1 protein-coding gene and 1 tRNA gene are annotated in these 1,940 nt (G+C 41.9%); both read right to left on the bottom strand.

Annotation, left to right across the window (positions count from 1 at the left end):
* Positions 1 to 237 precede the first annotated feature (237 nt).
* Positions 238 to 1,572: an RNA polymerase factor sigma-54 gene (rpoN, locus tag WB217_RS08420; RefSeq protein WP_423992482.1), complete on the bottom strand. Its 1,335-nt coding sequence runs from the start codon at positions 1,570 to 1,572 to the stop codon at positions 238 to 240.
* A gap of 160 nt (positions 1,573 to 1,732) precedes the next feature.
* Positions 1,733 to 1,804: transfer RNA gene (locus WB217_RS08415), tRNA-Arg, on the bottom strand.
* Positions 1,805 to 1,940 lie beyond the last annotated feature (136 nt).

Here is a 1,940-nt window from a genome sequence, read left to right as displayed (position 1 = left end):
TGTCCAGCTTGAGCCCGCAGGAGTCTACGCGCCTTCCACTACAATCAACAGAGTTTAAAAAATCAACATTCAATATCTATTCCGGAAAAAACCGATTGGATTATATTCCGGAATATTGCGTTTTATTCCGGAAAAATCGATTATATTCCGGAATTCTGCGTTTTATTCCGAAAAAATAAATTATATTCCGGAATTCTATGTTTTATTCCGAAATCATAAAAAACGAACCATATAAAATCAATCAAATCGTTTGCGCTTTGATGAAGATGGGATGCCAAGCTGGTCACGGTACTTGGCTACGGTTCTCCGGGAAAGCACCATCCCTTCCCGTTCCTTGAGCATTTCAACGATATCCTGGTCCGAAACTGGTTTTTGCTTATTTTCTTCTTTTATAAGAAGTTCAATCGCCGCTTTCACCTTTTGCGAAGAAGCCTGGTCGTTTTCAGTCGTTTGCACGGAGCTTGTAAAAAATGATTTTAATTCATATGTCCCTGATGGTGTCTGCATATATTTTTCCCTGACTGTTCGGCTTACCGTGGATTCATGGATCTCGAGTTCTTCGGCGACTTCTCTCATCGTCATCGGATTTAAGTGGGCAGGCCCTATCAGGAAAAACTCCCTTTGCTTTTCAATAATTTTCATCGATACCCTTAACATCGTTTCCTTCCGCTGCTCAAGGCTGCGCTGAATCCACTGGAAATCCCCTTGTTTTTCCTGGAGGAATTTGTTCACTTCTGAATCTTTATGGTTTGAAAGCTCCCGGTAATATCCTTCATTAAATGATATCTTCGGGATCAAGGCATCAAACACACTGACTGACAGTTCTTCGCCGTCACGCTTCACGACCACATCAGGTACGATGTAGGCTGGCTTCTCTCTTTGAAAAATAGCTCCTGGCTTTGGATTTAGCTGCTGGACATAATCATGGACTTTTTGGATGTCCTTTATATCAATGCTCAGCATTTTCGCCAGTGGTTTCCACTTTTTCTCGGCAAAAAGGAGGAAGTGTTCCGCGATTATTTTTTTGGATAGCTCATTTTCAGGTGTCGGGTTTTTACGCTCCAGCTGAAGGAGCAAGCACTCCTGCAGGTCCCGGGCCGCGATTCCCGCTGGATCCAAGGCCTGTAATTTTTTCATTGCTGAATATATGGCTTCTTCTGGCTGGTTTATCCTTTTTGTAACGTCATCCTTCAGGTAACCGTTTTCATCTATGTTTTCAATTAATACATGTAAAATATGTTTTTGCTCAGGTGTAACGCAAAGCAAATTTAATTGTGAAAGGAGATAGTCTTCGAGAGTTTCGCTCTCACTCGAGCCAATTTGCTCGATCAGGTTTTTCTGATCACGCTCGAAAGTCCGTTTCAGCGTCTTTCTCGTGCGGTCCATGCCTGAATCAAAAGTAGTGATATTTTTAAAGTCTACTTGAATCAGGGGATTTTCCATTGATTTAGCTTCAAGAAAAGCAGCAAGCTCCTGGGCAGAATATTGCAAAAGCGCAATCGCCTGGGAAAGTTCTTGAGTCATCGCCAATTTTAAAGTCTGCTTCTGCCACAATCCGGCTTTAAGATCCATCTAAATCACCCCTGCACTTATTTTACATGATAAATAGGTATTGGTGTATGGAAAGAATTTGGCATCGTTTTCAAAATTGTCCTCTCAGCAATAAAAAGGGTTGTTCAACTCGGAAAATAGAAAAACCCCTTGCCTGATATCAGACAAGAGGTTTTGACAGCGCCCTCGGCAGGAATCGAACCCACATCTCAAGAACCGGAATCTTACGTGCTATCCGTTGCACCACGAGGGCCTATTTTTAATAGGTGTACCGCTTAACCAAGTTAGCGTTACGCTTACCTATTATAGGGTAGATTCATTGGCTTTGCAAGACTGATTTTTTGTTTAAAATGTGTAATCATGGGTAAGATGGATACGGTAGAGTGAAT

The sequence above is a fragment of the Mesobacillus sp. genome (assembly GCF_049588175.1).
Taxonomy (GTDB): Bacteria; Bacillota; Bacilli; order Bacillales; family Cytobacillaceae; genus Mesobacillus.
The sequence above is the reverse complement of the archived record's forward strand: the minus strand, read 5'-3'. Positions and strand labels throughout refer to the sequence as shown.

Bases quoted from the DNA above. Each gene is read 5' to 3' on its own strand.
- rpoN (WP_423992482.1), bottom strand. From the start codon at position 1,572: ATGGATCTTAAAGCCGGATTGTGGCAGAAGCAGACTTTAAAATTGGCG.